Annotated in this window: 17 protein-coding genes; 6 read left to right on the top strand and 11 right to left on the bottom strand. The window is 64.6% G+C overall.

Features of this window, described 5'->3' with window-relative positions; translation table 11 throughout:
* Window positions 1–138: 138 nt before the first annotated feature.
* The 3 genes from E3T54_RS02195 to E3T54_RS02185 are packed head-to-tail and all read left to right on the top strand — an operon-like array spanning window position 139 to window position 2686.
* Window positions 139–570 carry an isoprenylcysteine carboxylmethyltransferase family protein gene (locus E3T54_RS02195; protein WP_198414420.1) on the top strand — a complete coding sequence of 144 codons (432 nt, stop codon included), beginning with the start codon at window positions 139–141 and terminating at the stop codon, window positions 568–570.
* Between the two features lie 44 nt (window positions 571–614).
* Complete coding sequence (locus E3T54_RS02190; protein WP_198414419.1) at window positions 615–1511, top strand: DMT family transporter; 897 nt, start codon at window positions 615–617, stop codon at window positions 1509–1511.
* Window positions 1508–2686, top strand: coding sequence for an NAD(P)/FAD-dependent oxidoreductase (locus tag E3T54_RS02185; RefSeq protein WP_134474370.1), 1179 nt, complete (start codon window positions 1508–1510; stop codon window positions 2684–2686). Before E3T54_RS02190 ends, E3T54_RS02185 begins: the two co-directional genes overlap by 4 nt.
* A gap of 286 nt (window positions 2687–2972) precedes the next feature.
* Here E3T54_RS02185 and E3T54_RS02180 read toward each other — a convergent pair whose 3' ends face one another.
* The 4 genes from E3T54_RS02180 to E3T54_RS17175 all read right to left on the bottom strand — a co-directional run bounded on the left by E3T54_RS02180 (window position 2973) and on the right by E3T54_RS17175 (window position 5520).
* Window positions 2973–4001, bottom strand: coding sequence for a cytochrome b N-terminal domain-containing protein (locus E3T54_RS02180; protein ID WP_241977014.1), 1029 nt, complete (start codon window positions 3999–4001; stop codon window positions 2973–2975).
* 52 nt (window positions 4002–4053) lie between these two features.
* Complete coding sequence (locus E3T54_RS02175; RefSeq protein ID WP_134474369.1) at window positions 4054–4527, bottom strand: hypothetical protein; 474 nt, start codon at window positions 4525–4527, stop codon at window positions 4054–4056.
* Between the two features lie 315 nt (window positions 4528–4842).
* A complete protein-coding gene (locus tag E3T54_RS02170; protein ID WP_134474368.1) occupies window positions 4843–5280 on the bottom strand; it encodes a hypothetical protein in 438 nt (145 codons plus the stop codon).
* Between the two features lie 33 nt (window positions 5281–5313).
* Window positions 5314–5520: a universal stress protein gene (locus E3T54_RS17175; RefSeq protein WP_241977013.1), complete on the bottom strand. Its 207-nt coding sequence runs from the start codon at window positions 5518–5520 to the stop codon at window positions 5314–5316.
* A gap of 1307 nt (window positions 5521–6827) precedes the next feature.
* Here E3T54_RS17175 and E3T54_RS02160 point away from each other — a divergent pair.
* Genes E3T54_RS02160 through E3T54_RS02150 form a run of 3 tightly spaced genes read left to right on the top strand, consistent with a single transcriptional unit; the run spans window position 6828 to window position 8987 of the window.
* The gene (locus E3T54_RS02160; RefSeq protein ID WP_241977012.1) at window positions 6828–7043 is read left to right on the top strand and encodes an SHOCT domain-containing protein; all 216 of its coding nucleotides are present in this window, start codon (window positions 6828–6830) and stop codon (window positions 7041–7043) included.
* On the top strand, window positions 7040–8509 hold the full coding sequence (locus tag E3T54_RS02155; RefSeq protein ID WP_134474367.1) for a multicopper oxidase family protein: 1470 nt from the start codon (window positions 7040–7042) through the stop codon (window positions 8507–8509). Before E3T54_RS02160 ends, E3T54_RS02155 begins: the two co-directional genes overlap by 4 nt.
* Before the next feature lie 58 nt (window positions 8510–8567).
* Window positions 8568–8987, top strand: a complete 420-nt coding sequence (locus E3T54_RS02150) for a DUF302 domain-containing protein (RefSeq protein WP_134474366.1) — start codon at window positions 8568–8570, stop codon at window positions 8985–8987.
* Window positions 8988–9041: 54 nt separating this feature from the next.
* Here the strand turns inward: E3T54_RS02150 and E3T54_RS02145 are convergent, their stop codons facing one another.
* The 7 genes from E3T54_RS02145 to E3T54_RS02115 form a co-directional block, all read right to left on the bottom strand.
* Complete coding sequence (locus tag E3T54_RS02145; RefSeq protein ID WP_134474365.1) at window positions 9042–10535, bottom strand: multicopper oxidase family protein; 1494 nt, start codon at window positions 10533–10535, stop codon at window positions 9042–9044.
* A gap of 33 nt (window positions 10536–10568) precedes the next feature.
* Complete coding sequence (locus E3T54_RS02140; RefSeq protein WP_134474364.1) at window positions 10569–11312, bottom strand: cytochrome c biogenesis CcdA family protein; 744 nt, start codon at window positions 11310–11312, stop codon at window positions 10569–10571.
* On the bottom strand, window positions 11305–11490 hold the full coding sequence (locus E3T54_RS02135) for a hypothetical protein (protein ID WP_370254642.1): 186 nt from the start codon (window positions 11488–11490) through the stop codon (window positions 11305–11307). The genes E3T54_RS02140 and E3T54_RS02135 overlap by 8 nt, the downstream gene beginning before the upstream one ends.
* 2 nt (window positions 11491–11492) lie before the next feature.
* Window positions 11493–11768, bottom strand: coding sequence for a hypothetical protein (locus E3T54_RS02130; RefSeq protein WP_174844379.1), 276 nt, complete (start codon window positions 11766–11768; stop codon window positions 11493–11495).
* Between the two features lie 29 nt (window positions 11769–11797).
* Window positions 11798–12748, bottom strand: coding sequence for a c-type cytochrome biogenesis protein CcsB (gene ccsB, locus E3T54_RS02125; RefSeq protein WP_241977015.1), 951 nt, complete (start codon window positions 12746–12748; stop codon window positions 11798–11800).
* 38 nt (window positions 12749–12786) lie between these two features.
* Window positions 12787–13731: a prolipoprotein diacylglyceryl transferase gene (gene lgt / locus E3T54_RS02120; RefSeq protein WP_134474362.1), complete on the bottom strand. Its 945-nt coding sequence runs from the start codon at window positions 13729–13731 to the stop codon at window positions 12787–12789.
* A 64-nt stretch (window positions 13732–13795) separates the two neighbouring features.
* The gene (locus E3T54_RS02115) at window positions 13796–14323 is read right to left on the bottom strand and encodes a TlpA disulfide reductase family protein (protein ID WP_241977011.1); all 528 of its coding nucleotides are present in this window, start codon (window positions 14321–14323) and stop codon (window positions 13796–13798) included.
* Window positions 14324–14415: the final 92 nt, after the last annotated feature.

The following is a 14415-nucleotide window of genomic DNA, read 5'->3' as shown; positions in this document are numbered from 1 at the left end:
CGCGCGCGACCAAGAACACCCGCACCAGCCGGCACCGTCGGAATCAACATCCCCGACACAGCCGTCACAAACTAACCCGAGTGGCTCCACTCAGCTTGACATCGCGCGCTATCGGGCTATTTCGGCAGCACGTTCCCCATGCTGAACCTGCTCACACATGATTCGGGCCACCTGTGGCAGGATCTGCTCGGCTGGGGCGGCGACCCGCACCTGAATCCGATTCACCTCGTCAGTAACCTGATCATCGCCTCCGGCTTCATCATCCTGTTCCTGGCCTGGCAGCGGCTCTACGAGGCCCAAACCCGACGTCGGCTGGCAACCTCGGGAATCTACGCGCACGTGCGCCACCCCCAATACCTCGGCTTCATCCTCATCATGCTCGGCTTCCTCGCGCAATGGCCCACCCTTCCGACCCTGATCATGTTCCCGATCCTGCTCATCATGTACGTTCGGCTGGCCAAAAGGGAAGAACTACAGATGATCGCTGAATTCGGCGAAGAATACCGAGAATACGCGCGCCGCGTCCCGGCGTTCATCCCGCGCCTCGGCCGCGTGCCGACCGCACGATGACCAGCAGAGTAGCGGCAGAACTGCGGCAGCCGAAGCCTCTCCGCATGCTGTGGATCACTTTCGCCTGGGGATCATGTTTTCTGGCAATCCAAATCGGTCTCAACGACGCGCCGGTTTTGTGGTTCGCCGCCCTGCGCGGGCTCATCGCCGGGGGCGCACTCGTTGCGGTGGCGGGGGTGCGTCGAGCCCCGATGCCGCGCGGACGGCGAACGTGGGTTCTGATCTCCGTCCTGGGAGTCGTCAATGTGTCGGTGGCCTTCGCGGCCATGTTCGGCGGGCTCGTCGGGCTCTCCACCGGGGCAGCATCCGTATTGGCCAACGCCCAGCCGTTGCTCATCCTGCTGCCGGCCTGGTGGATCTACAAGGAAAGGGTCTCCCGCAGGACGCTGGTCGCGATGGGCGTCGGCTTCGCCGGACTCCTGGCCGTGGCCGCGCCGAGCGGCGTGGGCACCGGGGCGTGGCTGTCGCTGACTGCCGCTGTGGCGATCACGGCCGGAACCCTGATTTCCAGGCAGGTGACGGCCGATGTCCTGCAGGTCATCGCCTGGCATTTCGTGGTCGGCGGCGCGGTTCTCGCGGTGGCGGCCTGGCTGGTCGAGGGGCCTCCCGCCATCAATTGGAGTGCGCGCTTTATCAGCGTCTTGTTGTACGTGTCGCTCGTCGGGACGGCTGCGGCCTTCCTCGGCTGGTTCACCGAGGTCCGGAATTGCCGTCTGGATGCCGTGACCGCGTGGACTTTCCTGGTGCCTGTCTTCGGCATCCTCCTCTCGGTTCTCATCTTGGGCGAACGCCAAACATTCTGGGGCATCGGTGGCATGGTTCTGGTCGTGATTTCGATGATGTTCCTGGTCAGACCGTCGGGGAAGGCTCGCTCATCCCCGGCCGCAGTCGGGGTCGAGAACGCGGTGCCGACAATCCGGCGGCGAGGCCCGTCACGATGATGGCGGCCCCCGAAGTCTTCGACCTGATCGTCGTCGGCGCCGGCCCGGGTGGCTCCGCCGCGGCGCTGGGCGCCTTGCGCGCTCGACCCACTGCCCGCGTGCTGATCCTCGACCGGGCGCCACTCGGGCGGGACAAGGTGTGCGGAGACGCGGTCGGGCCTGACGCCGTTACTGAACTGGCTGAGCTGGGGCTCACCGACCTCCTCCGTCCGGAGGAGCGGGTGTCTCGCTTCCGACTGGCAGCCGCCTCCGGCGCGGACATGGTCGGGCTCGCCCCCGCGCCAGGTTACGTTGTCCCCCGGGCCAAATTCGACTTCCGGCTGGTGACGGCCGCCATCGCCGCCGGCTGCCGTGTTCGTCACCATACGGTGCGCGAGATCCAGCAGTACGCCGACCGGGTCGTCGTTGACGGGAGATACGCGGCACCGGTGCTGATCGGCGCCGACGGCGCCAACTCGATGGTGCGACGCGCCACCGGCCAGCCACCCAACCGCGGCCGGCATCTGGCCGTCGCCGTGCGAGGCTACGCCCCCGCACCCGACGGGTTCGCCGAATTGTACGTCCATTGGGATGCGGTTCCTGGCAACGGTCTGGGCTACGCCTGGGCGTTCCCGACCGCGCACGCCACGGTCAACGTGGGTTACGGGACGGCTGCTCCCGCCACCAGCAAGGCGAGACTCCTGAGCCGGGCCATCGAGCTCCTCCCCGGCTTCGCTATCGAGTCCACCCGGATGACCGGACACCTGCTGCCGCTGTCGACGTGTATGCCCCGGCCCGCCGTCGGGCGCGTGCTGCTTGTCGGTGACGCGGCCAGCCTGGTCAACCCGCTGACCGGCGAGGGCATCTTCTACGCGCTGGCCTCGGGCGCGCTGGCCGGTCGCGCAGCAGTCGCCGCCGACGCCGGCGGCACGTATACCCGGGCGATGCGGTCGCGGTTCGGCCGTCAGCACCGCCAGTTACGCGCGCTCTATCGACTAATCGACCGACCGCGCGCCGTTGAGGCCTCCGTCCGAGCCTCCGGGCGAGACGAGAGGGTGTTTCGGCAGCTACTCACGGTCGGACTCGGTGAAGGCACCCTGGGGCTCGCCGATCTGGCCCGCTTCACAGCGGCCGTCTGGGGGCATTGGCCCGCACGGGAGGGTCCCCCCCTCGAACGACCAGGCTCCCTGAGCTGAGCCAGGCTCTCCCTCAACCCGGGCCAGACTCTATCGGCAGCGTTGGGGTGTGACCGGCGGCGGGCCCGCTCGAGTGCGATCGTCACCCGGGCAGCCAGCGCCGGAGCGACGACGAAGACCACGGCACTGACGGCGAAGCTCAGGCCGGTGAGCGGGCCGGGCGGGGCGGCGAGCGAACCGGTGAGCGCGCCGGCCATCGCGATCGTGACGGCCACCAGGGTCCAGAGCGAGCGATGCGCGCGTCTGAGCGGTGACCGGCTTTGCCGGCTGGCTGACCTCGGCTCGTTCATAGATGCATTTCGGTCGGGGTAATGGCCATCAGTACGGTCAGCACAATGACAGCCAGCGCGACAGCGAGGCCCGAAATCATGGCGACTGGTCGCCGGCGCCATAACCGGTTCGAATTGCGATCCACAAACGGCATAATTACCAAAATGACGAAGAACACCACTTCGCCCCAGACAATGGCCGACAGTCCGAACCAGTTCTCCAGGGTGAAGGGCCACCAGAACATCCACGGCAGCTTGGTCACCTCGATCCCGGCCACCGGGGAGGGTCCTTGCGGGGCAGGAAGAAGAACCGCCAAGATCCCCAGGATTCCAGCCAGCGCGAGCCCGAACGTGACGAGACGACGGATGTGCCGCGTGAGCGGCTCCGTTGGCTCTGCTGCAGAGGCCTGCTCGCCGGACGCTCCGGCCGGCAGCGAGGGGTGCGGGGACACTCCGTGCCGCTTGACCAGAAGGAAATGGAGGATGAGGAGCACCAGAATGAGACCCGGGATGATCACCACGTGAGCGCCGTACAGGCGCAGCAGAATCGGGATCTGGTCGGAAAATGCCGGGGAAAACCACAAGCCGACGCCGCCCAGGAGATTGCCGATTTCGACGTTGTGACCGAGCGCTTCAAACCCCTCCTGGTCCCACTTGAGAACCGTCCCCGTGAAGACAGCGAAGGTCACGAGCCCCAGCATTGCGACGCCGACGAGCCAGTTTCCCTCCCGCGGTTTCTTGTAGGAGCCCGTCACGAACACCCGGACCATGTGCAGTACGGCCGTGACGTACATCGCCTGCGACGCCCAGAAATGGATTCCCCGGATGAAACTGCCGGCCCAGACCGTGTTCTCGATGTCGCGAATCGACTGATTCGCAACCTCCGGCACCGGCGCGTAGAACTGAGCCAGCACGATTCCGGTCACCAGCAGCACGACGAAGCTGACGGCGGTGATCCCGCCCAGGGTCCACGCGATTCGGTTGGCGTGCTCTGGAACGGGGTAGCTCAGGGCCGAGATGCCCATCCGCTCGTCAATCGCATCCAAGGCCTTCCGGAGCCACGTTTTCGATTCCGCGGGAGGAACGGCGTCGACGATCTCACTTGTCATCAGGGGCCTCTCCTCGTCGGCGCCGTTCCGATGGGCTCGGCGAGGTGGCCCGGTGAGGGCTCAACGTCTGACGCAGCTCGCGCAGGCTGTCGCGGGGCCGGAACAGGATGGCCAGAACCGTGCCGACCAGGGCCGCGAGTGAAGCTAGAAGAAGAAGCGCCCAGTCCCACCCCGTCGGCGGCCCCCGAGGCGGCAGCGGGCCCAGCACGACCGTGGTGCCGGTCTCGTCGCCCCTCGCCGGCTTGAGCGCTGCCACCGCCGCTGCGATAGAGCCCTGCAGCTGGGTGCGCGCCTCCGCGATCTTGCCCCCTTCGAGTGCGGTCTTCGCCTGTCTGACCTCGTCGACGGCGACCCCGTGCTGATCCTCGGCGTTGAGTAACTCATCTATTTCCATCAACGCACCGGCGGTACCAACCGGGCCCGTGTCGTGGAAAAGGTGTCCGAGCGCCTGCTGGACGAGCACATAACCCTCCGCATCGGCGTCCCCTCCGTCGGCCGATGCAGGCTGGGCGATGGCTGCGCCCCCCCAGCGCGAGCACAAACGCCGCCGCAGCCAAACGAAGTCTCCGGATCGCTGCCCTGTTGACCATGCATGCCCCGTCCCACTTTGTCGAGGCGGTGAGCGCCCCCGCGTACTAACCGGTGGATTCGGTCGATTCGATGGGAATATAGCAGCAAACGTGGCCGGGCGGGCGGATCGTTGAGCCGGTGCTCGAGCGGCAGCTTAATGCCCAGACCGACGGACCTGCCACCGGGATACCCGGGCGCCCCCGGGTGTTCAGTGGCCTCCGGTGTGGTTGCCGGTATGGTCCACCGTTGGTACCGGGCCAGGGGTTACCTCCCCTCCGGTGCCGCTAATGGCCGGGCCGATGACGAACGCGGACAGGGAAAACATGGCGGCGAAGACCAGCAGTCCCAGCGCCGGTGCGATCCAGCTGCCGAACCGCCGGTAGAGGCGGACCAGCATCGGAATGGACGTAAGGAGACCCAGCACGCCGAACAGCGCAGTGCCGCCGGATCCAGCTACCAATGCCGTCCCGGCGAGCAGCCCGATGTGGTGAAGGACGTGCGGAAGGAGCCCCATGACCAAGCCCACCGCGCCGACCACCGTGTGCCACAGCGCGTGGAGCCTGCCCCGGAAGGTCCGTCCTGCCGGAACCGTCCCGCCGTGGGGACCGCCCGCCGGGTGCGGGTGCGAGGAATGGTCAATTGTCACGGTCGCTGCTTCCGGCGCATGGATTCCAGGGGGTCAACGGAGGCCTAATACGTCGCGGCCGGTCCGGGACCGGGTCCGTACCACCAGCACAGGACAGGGCGAGTGATGATGGACCTGCGTCGACACGGAGCCGAGCAGAAACCCCGTGAATCTGCCGAGGCCGCGCGAATCCACAAAGCACGTGGTCGGCGTTCTCGGCCGCCTGCAGGAGTATGGCGGCCGCGTTGCCGTGAACGACATCACCGGTCACCGTCACGCCCTCGCTGCCTGGCCATGGCGCAGCCGCGCCGCCGTGACCGCCCATTGCAGCGCGAGACGCGACGGGGCCGAACCGTCCGCCCCGGCCACGATCCTGAATCCTCCATCGCCGCCCACGAACTCCGTCCTCCGTCAGATCCGTCACATGCGTTGCCCATAGTGTCGTCCCCGCATGGTTTCGAGTGTAAGGGCCGAAGACCCCGTCCTGATCACATGGACCGGCTGGCGGCTGAAACAGAATCCGGTCGGAGGGATGGACATGCTCCGAGACCCGACTGAGCCAGAGCGCGCGCCTCGACGCATCCCGGGCCAAGTACGGCTCACTGGACCGGTTGGACCTCATCCTCCATTCCGAAGCGGACAGCACGAACAACTACCGGCACTCCAAACAGGCCGACGTTCTCATGCTGTTTACCTGTTCCCGGCCCAGGAACGGCGGGAGTTGCTCCGCAACATGGGCCTCGGCGACATCCAAGGCGGCAGCATCCAGGAGGGAATCCACCTCGAGGCGATGACTGGGTCGGCGGACATTGTGGTGCCCTGTTACACCGGTCTCGAAATCCGGGACGACATGCTGCTGGCTGCACGCGGTGCTTCCGCCGGAGCTAATCAAAGTTGTTCTTGCCATCAATTACCGGGAACAGCCAATACGCCCGGAACTGACGGCGTCGAATCTGTGACTGCAGTTGTCGCCCGGCGGCGCGATGCCCATCAGAGTAAGGATCGAGGGCCACGATGTCACCCTATCGCCCGGACAGTCCCGCGATTTCGGGTTCGACGCATCCCACTGAGTGGATGCTCTCATCATTGTCGAGCGTCTTGGGATGGACCGGCGAGATTACTTGCCCCTCACAGTGTCGTTGGACCCGCGACAGGGGCTGAGTTATGTGGGCACCCACGGTCGGCGGCGCCGGCAACGCGTATCCCGTCCAAATTGACCTGTTGGTTACTGCTCTTAGGGCTTCGTTGGTGTGGATGAAGGACCGCGAAGCAATCGCCGACCAATTCTCATTATCCCTGCCCACGTTTGGATGGTGACGAAGCGGCGCTTCGGCGGCACTCCTACCGGGCCGCCGTCCTTACCCCTGCCGACCAATGCCGACCCGGAACTGGCCGTGAGTATCATCCGAGAAAAATGACGATATACCCAACGGGGTATTCCGGACGTAGGGTGAAAGCAGGGCGACGGGCACACCGGGCCACTGCTTAGCGGATGTTGAAGGAGACACAAGGTGATGTGGGGAAACGGATTCAGCATGCAGGGCTGGGGCGGAATGTTGGGACTACCGGTGACCGCTGGAATTGTGCTCCTCGTGATCTGGGCGGTACGTTCCTTCGGCAGTAAAGACCGCCGGGACGGCTCGGCTGAAGACACGGGGCTCTTGCCCGCTCGGGCGGCTACTAGCGTTGCCCGACAGACACTCGATGAGCGCTACGCCAAGGGCGAGCTGACCACCGAGCAATACCAGGAACGCTTGACCGTGCTCGGCGAAACCAAGCCGTGAAGCCCCTTTCCAGGCGAAACGTGCTCGCGCTCGGCGGCTTGGGCGTTGCAGGGACCGTCGTCGGCGGGACTGGCCTGCTCTGGGGTTGGAATTCCGGGACAAGCCCCGTCGCGGGGCCGAAGTTTATGGAACCGCAACTGTTGCGAAGTGCCAACGGTCGATTGCAGGTGAAACTCGAAGCGGCCGAGGGCCAAGTGCGGATCGCGGGCAGGCAGGCGAGGGCGCTTTCTTACAACGGTGGCCTTCCCGGGCCGACCCTGTTCGTCCGCCCGGGTGACCGAATGAACGTGACCCTTCAGAATGGCTTGAGCGCTGCCACCAATTTGCATGTTCATGGCCTTCATGTCTCCCCAGAGGGTAACAGCGACAATGTTCTCGTCGCTGTTGAGCCTGGCACTAGTTTCGAGTACGAATACCTGCTGCCGGAGAATCACCCGCCGGGCGTTTACTGGTACCACCCCCATCACCACGGGATGGGAGCGGACCAGGTCTTTGGCGGCCTGTACGGGGCCATCGTCGTGGAGGACCCGAACTCCATCCCGGTCGGCCGGGAACGCATCCTGGTCATCTCAGACATCAGCCTTGACGGGTCAGGGAGGGTTCAGACGGCTTCCGCGATGGATCGAATGGCTGGCAGGGAAGGCAACTTGGTCCTGGTCAACGGTCAGCTCACCCCGCGCTTGAATGCCCGACCGGTAGAACGCGAACGGTGGAGAATCATCAACGCCTGCGTTTCCCGATACCTTCGGCTGCGTTTGGACGGACAACACATGCAACTGCTGGGGATGGACTCCGGGCGCTTCGCGAGTCCGAAGGATATTGAGGAGGTAATCCTTGCACCAGGCAATCGGGCCGATCTCCTGGTTACCACCACGGCCGGGGCATCGATTCTGCGTACGTTGCCCGTGGACAGGGGCGCCTCTTCGGGCATGATGGGCGGCACCCAGGTCGCGTCCTCGGGCGCGGACCTGCTCACCCTGGACGTCACCGGAGCCCAAGGTGCCGCCCTTGCCCGAGTGCCCGCGCAGCCCGTGCCCAGCGATCTTCGAACCGCCACGGTCACAGCGAGACGAGAACTGACCCTTGCCATGGGCATGGGTGGTGGAGGCATGGGCTCGGGAGGCGGTATGGGCTCGAGCATGATGCGCTTCACTATCAACGGAAACCCTTTTGATCCATCGCGGGTAGACGTGAAGGTGCGGGGTGGTTCCGTCGAGGAATGGACCCTCACCAACACCAGTCCGATGGATCATCCGTTCCACCTGCACGTCTGGCCGATGCAGCTCACCGAGCAAGCAGGCCGCCCTGTGAAAGGTGTCGTCTGGCAGGACGTGGTCAATGTGCCCGCAAACGGTAGCGCCACGGTGCGCATCTCCTTTGACGATTTCGCCGGAACCACGGTGTACCACTGCCACATCCTCGACCACGAAGACCAAGGAATGATGGGCATCATCGAAGCGACTTGACCCCGTTGCGAACGCGCTGTTTATTGCTCAATCAAAGAAACAATCATTGGAGAACCATGTGAGTTACGCACATACCGTCACAATCGCCCTGCCCTACGAAGTAGCGGTGCAGCGAACTCGAGAATTGCTGACCGAACAGGGCTTCGGCGTCCTCTCCGAGATCAATGTTCGGTCCACGTTCGAAGCCAAATTGGGGGTGGAAAGCGCTCAGGCTCTCGGCGACTACGTCATTCTCGGCGTCTGCAATCCGGTGCTGGCTCAACGCGCCCTCACCGCTGAACCGGACATGGGCGTACTGCTGCCCTGCAATGTTGTCATTCGGCGTGGCCCCGATGCCACCGTGACCGTGGTCCAGACAATTGACCCGCAGACTATGGTGCAGCTCAGCGATTCCTCGGCAGTTCAAGAGGTTGCCAACGACGCCGATGCTCGCCTGCGCTCAGCCCTGAAAAACCTCGAGGCCAAAGGGCAGAGCTAGACTCTGGCTCGGCCAGGCCAGCGACGCAACAGTCTTCACGGCAGATGAGCGTTTCTAACGGACGTAGGAGAACAGGCCCATCATGCCGCGCCCGGCGTGATAGGCATTGTGGCAGTGGGTGAGCCACTGCCCAGGGTTGTCCGCCTGGAACTCTAATGTCACGGTTTCTTTTGGACGGACGATGACGGTGTCTTTTCTGGCACCGTTCCCGGCGAGCTGGAACGTGTGCCCGTGTAGGTGCATGGGGTGCCACATTTTGGTGTCATTGATGACCTTCACTTGGACGCGGTCGTTCACAGCGATGTCGAACGAACCCGCGAACGGGTCCTTCATATCGAAGCGGCGCCCGTTGATGCCCCAGTCGTATTTCTCCATGCCACCGGTCAACCGCATTTCGTGGATGCGGTCCGGGGATTTGCGCGTGAAAAGAACGGATTCATCGGCCTTTAACCGCCCGCCATCGGTCACGACGCCGTCCAAAACCGGCGGAAGAGCGGCGGCGTCCGGGGGCGTGCCGGTGCCGGTGCTGACCAGGCCGCAGGCGCTGCCCTTCTTTCCCTCGGGAAGGGCAAGAACGGGAGTGTACCCATCCTGGACCGTGAGGATGGCATCGATTCGTTCTCCCATTCCCAGGACGACCGCGTCCACCTCCCGGTGTTCCACGGGGAACCCATCCGCATGGGTGAGCGTGATTTTCTGTCCGGGTACACCGACGCGGTAGGCAGTGTCGCCCGACGCGTTGATGATCCGCAAGCGGATGCGGTTTCCCGGCCGACTCTTGAGTACCTCTGCATCCTGGATTGACTTTCCATTGAACAGGTGGAGGGGTATCTTCACGTCACCCGCATCACCGCCGAGGTAGTCGCTGTTGGAGCCGGTGAGCATGTACTTCATGCCCATGTCCATCCCGGACATCCCCGCCCCCATCCCCGTGGAGAGCTCCGCGAGAACGTCATCGGGTGTTCCGGTGACACCGTCAATCCAATCGTCGAGGATGATGACCCAATCCTGGTCATAGGCGAGGGGTTCGTTGGGGTCTTCGACGACGAGGGCACCGTAGAGCGCACGTTCCCGTTGCATTTCCACATGCGAGTGGTACCAATACGTCCCCGGAGCGTTGAGCCGGAATCGGTAACTGTAATCGGCCCCGGCAGCAACGGCCTTCTGAGTAATATCTGGGACGCCGTCGGCGTTGTTTCGCAGGGCCAGCCCGTGCCAGTGAATGGTGGTGGCTTCCTCAAGGCTGTTGGTCAGGGGGATGTCCAGCAGGTCACCGGTTTTCGCTCGGATGAGGGGTCCGTTGAGGGAACTGTTGTAGCCCCACGTCTTCAGCGTTGTTCCCGCCATGTTGGTGTCGAATGAACCGGCGGTGAGCTGCTGGGTGACCGTGGTGCCGGTCGCGGCCCGACGCGCCTCGAATTTAGCGATCATCGGGTCAGTCGGCAGGATGCGGGCGACAGACGGATTGGTGCAGCCTGCGAGCGTCGCGGCGGCGACAGCTGCCACGGAGGCGCCAAGGAATGTTCTGCGGGTAAGAATGTGGTTCATAGGTATTCCTTCGATAGGGGACGGGACGGATAGTTAGATTGGCAGGACGAACCCGCCGATAAGGGCTTGCATGCTGTAGATCCACATCGTCCAAACTCCGGTGACCATGAATGCACCGATCAGGATGAGCATCGATCCTCCGGCGATGTTGATCGTGCGAATGTGTCGCTTCAACCAGGAGATCGCTCCCGCCATCCAGTTCAGGCCGAGCGCGACCAGTAAAAAGGGAATGCCGAGCCCCAGACAGTAAAAGAGTCCGAGCAGTGCCCCGCGCCATGGGGACCCCGAGCCGAGGCTGAGCAGCGAGATCGCCGTCAAGGTCGGCCCGAGGCACGGCGTCCAGCCGACCCCGAAGACGAGTCCGAGGAGCGGCGCGCCGGCCAGTCCGGTCGCAGGGGCGAAGCGCGGTTTCGCGGTGCGTTGAAAGAAGGAGAACACACCGATGAACGCGAGTCCCATCAGGATCACGACAAGGCCGAGGATCCGCGTGATGGAATCCTGCCACCGCACGAGCCAGTACCCTGCCGCGCCAAAGGCTGCCCCGTAGGAGATAAACACGACCGAGAAACCCAGCACGAACAAGCCGACACCGGCGATCATGCGACGCCGGCCACGGGCAACATCCGGACCGGCCATCCCCCCGACATAGGCCAGGTATCCGGGCACCAAAGGCAGCACACACGGTGACGCGAAGGAGACCAGACCGGCCAGTAGCGCGATCGGGATCGCGACCAGCAGCTGGCCGCTGAGAACAACCTGCGCGAAGTCCTCAGCGATGCTCGCTCACCGTCGCTGCCTCTTTGGCCCGCTCCTCCGCTTCGATCCGCGCGTACGCCTTCCGTTCGGTTCGGTCCGAGCGGATGATGGCGCGCATAATGAACCAGAAGATCAGTCCGACGCCGAGGGTGGGTGCGACGGAATAGATGGCGTTGAACCAGAAATCCTCCATGCCCATCGCTATTTTCGCCCTGCCACGATTGCGCCGGCGATGAGCAGGACTCCCCCCATCGGGTATCCGGCGACAACATCCAGCCATAGCGCAGGCTGCTGCGGCCCGAATGCCTCAATGTGTGCGAGCCAGTGCACGAGGGCGACGAGAACTCCCGTGGCCATCAGCACCTGTCCGATCCGTACGAAGCGCCGCCGTCGCCAATATTTCTGCCTGGCTAGTTCTTCCGGGGTCGGCGTCGATTTGGCGGCCGCAGTGGCCGCGTCTCCACGTGGGTGTTTCATTGTTCCTCCTAATGGGTTGGTTGGTGGGATTACAGGCCGGAGTACGAGTGCAGGCCCTTGAAGAAGACGTTCACGATGCCGAAGTTGAACAGCACCGCGCTGAAGCCGATGATCGCCAGCCACGCCGACCGGGAGCCGCGCCAGCCGCGGGTCGCCCTGGCGTGGATGTAGCCGGCATAGACAACCCAGATGATGAAGGTCCACACCTCCTTGGTGTCCCAGCCCCAGTAGCGGCCCCAGGCCTGCTCCGCCCAGACCGATCCGGCCATGAGGGTGAAGGTCCAGAGGATGAAACCGATGATGTTGACCCGGTAGGCAAGGTTCTCCAGCGTCGCCGAGGACGGCAGCGTGGCCACGAACCGCAGCCGAGTCACCCGGTCCTCGGCCATGAGGCTCTCTCGCCGGAACTGGAGCAGCTGCACAGTGGACAGGGCGAAACCGAGCGCGAAGAACCCGGTGCCCAGTGAGGCGACGAAGACGTGGATGACGAGCCACACAGACTGCAGCGCCGGCGGAAGCGGGGCGACCTCGACGTAGTACCTGAGGGCGGCGATCCCCAGCAGGATGAGCACCAGGCCGGTCACGAACGTGCCGAGGAAGCGCAAGTCGGCCCGGGTCAGCACGATCAGGAACACCGTCATGATGAGCAGGGTCCCGATCATCGCGAACTCGTACATGTTCGCCCACGGGACCCGTTCCGCGGCGATGCCGCGGAGCACCGTGGCGGCCAGGTGCAGCGCCCAGGCGAGCACGGTCAGCGAGACGCCGACGCGGAGGCTGGCCGAGCGGCCGTACGGCGTGGCCGCGTCGTTGGCGATGCGCGTGCTGATCCGGGTCAGGGTCGTCGTGCCGCCGGCTGCGGTGACGGAGCTTCCGGACTCGGCCGCGAGCTGTCCGTCGCCCTGCGCGGCCCCCGCCGCCGAGGAGCGCCTGGCCAGGTCGATCGAGAATGCGATGAACGCGAACGCATACACGCCCATGGCCGAGTACAGGCTCAGGATCGAGAGCTCATTGAGATTCACTGGATATGCCTCTTGACCTGTTCGGTTTTCTGGGCCGACGAAGTCGCGGGGTCGGTCACGACGAGCGGCTGACCGACCGCCGTGTCCTCGGCCGGCCATTCCCGTCCGGGCAAGTACGGGCTGAGCTCCCGTTCCTGGTGTCGGCGTGCCTGAACAATGATCAGGACCAGGCCGATGGACGCGACGAGTACCGCGGTGATGATGTTGATCTTCACTCCGAGCAGCTGAAACTCTGTCGGATCGAGCCGGAGGGCTTCGAGCCAGGTGCGCCCCGTGCCGTAGATGACCAGGTAGAGGCCCAGCGCCTTGCCCCAGCGCAGGTCGAATCGGCGTTCCGCGAGCAGAATCACGGCGACGCCAGCAAGGTTCCACAGCATCTCGTAGAGGAACAGCGGGTGGAAGAACGTATCCGCGGGGAGCCCCGCGGGAAATGCCGGATTGGACGGGTCGATCTCCAGGCCCCAGGGAAGCGTGGTTGGGCCGCCAAAGAGCTCCTGATTGAAATAGTTACCGAGCCGGCCAAGGGCCTGTGCGAGCAGCATCCCGGGTGCCAGCGCGTCGGCGAAGGAGAGAAAACGCAGTCCGGCCCTCCGGCAGGCGATGTAGGCGCCGACGCTCCCGAACAGCACGGCGCCGAAGATCGCTAGGCCACCCTCCCACACATAGAGGACCTTCCAGAGGTCGGCGCCGGCGAAGAAGTAGTCGTTCGGGTGGGTGACTACGTGGTAGAGCCGTCCACCGACGATGCCGATTGGCACGGTCCAGAGGGCGATGTCGAGGACGAGTCCCGGTTGCCCACCGCGTCGACAGAGCCGGCTGGAGGTGAGGGCGATGGCCGCGACAATGCCGCTGAGAATGAACAGCGCGTAAAAGTGGACCCGGAACGGCCCCAGCTGGATGAAGCTGATGTCGGGACTCGGGATGCTGGCTAGAAGGTTCATAGGTCGGACATGCTTTCCTTGGTCGTACGCCGGGGAACGGCGGGATTGCCGGACCGTGGCTGTTTCATTGGTCGCGCTCCTCGAGCGCGGTCTTGATCAGGGCGTCGAGGATGCTCGCGTTGGAGATGCGTCCGAGCACCCGCGCGGCGACCCGGCCGTCCTTGTCGACGATGAGGGTGGTGGGAACCGCGTTGGGCGCGATCACCCCACTGAAGGCCAGCTGGACAGCACCGTTGTCCGCATCGATGACCGAGGGATAGGTGATGCCGAACGTGTTCGAGAACGTGAGTGCGGTGTCCGTCTGGTCGCGGATGTTCACGCCGAGGAAGGCGACGCCTCGATTCTGGTACTTCGTCCACAGCGCTTGCAGATCCGGGGCCTCGGCGCGGCAGGGCGCGCAGCCTGCGTACCAGAAGTTGACGACGAGAACTCGCCCACGGTAGTCCGCGGACCTGACCGTTGCGCCGGATTCCAGCGTCCCGGAGAACTCGATCGGGGCATTCCTCTCCTCCGCGGCGATTTCGGTGACCGTTCCGTCGCCGGCGATGTAGTTCTTGCCGCTGCCCGCGCGGTACTGCGCGCTGATTGCCATGATGGTCGTAAGACACCCTAGGCAAGCAGTGCGGGGAATTGGAGCAGCTATGAATGACCCGATTATTGGCGTGACGCGGACGGGGCGGCGGT

The sequence above is a fragment of the Cryobacterium sp. Sr8 genome (genome assembly GCF_004403225.1).
Classification (GTDB): domain Bacteria; phylum Actinomycetota; class Actinomycetes; order Actinomycetales; family Microbacteriaceae; genus Cryobacterium; species Cryobacterium psychrotolerans.
Note: the sequence above shows the minus strand (reverse complement) of the source record. Positions and strands in the feature narration are given on the sequence as shown.